The sequence below is a fragment of the Vibrio sp. 1249-1 genome (genome assembly GCF_033340495.1).
This window is the reverse complement of record NZ_JAWOWJ010000606.1, coordinates 1-671: the sequence shown is the minus strand read 5'-3', so window position 1 is coordinate 671 and position 671 is coordinate 1. Positions and strand designations below refer to the sequence as shown.

At 63.2% G+C, this 671-nt stretch carries 1 protein-coding gene; it reads left to right on the top strand.

Annotated features, from left to right (window positions below):
• Nucleotides 1-43: 43 nt before the first annotated feature.
• A partial coding sequence (locus R7Z50_RS27895; protein ID WP_411979530.1) for an EAL domain-containing protein occupies nucleotides 44-671 on the top strand: 628 nt, incomplete at its 3' end.

The window sequence follows — 671 nt, the reverse complement described above, 5'->3', positions numbered from 1 at the left end:
TCCTGTCTGTGACGCGGCTGCTGCGGGCCTTCAGAGGTCGATCATGAGCGCTTCCCAGCCAATTGAATGGACAGTGGCGCAACTGGCGCAGGCGGTCGAGCGCGGGCAGCTTGAGCTGCACTACCAGCCGATTGTCGATTTGCGCAGTGAGCAGATTGTCGGCGCGGAAGCCCTGTTGCGCTGGCGTCATCCGACGCTCGGACTGTTGCCGCCGGGCCAGTTCCTGCCCGTGATCGAATCGTCCGGCCTGATGCCGGAAATCGGCGCATGGGTGCTGGGCGCAGCCTGCCGTCAAATGCGCGACTGGCGGGTGCTGGCATGGCAACCGTTCCGGCTGGCCGTCAATGTTTCGGCGAGCCAAGTGGGGCCAGATTTCGACAAGTGGGTAAAGGGCGTGCTGGCCGATGCCGGGTTGCCCGCCGCGTATCTTGAAATTGAGCTGACCGAATCGGTTGCGTTCGGTGATCCGGCGATCTTCCCCGCCCTGGAAGCTTTGCGACAGATCGGTGTGCGCTTCGCCGCCGACGACTTCGGCACCGGCTATTCCTGCCTGCAACACCTGAAATGCTGCCCCATCAGCACGCTCAAGATCGACCAATCGTTTGTCGCCGGACTCGCCAACGACCACCGCGACCACACCATCGTGCGCACCGTGATTCAGCTTGCGCATG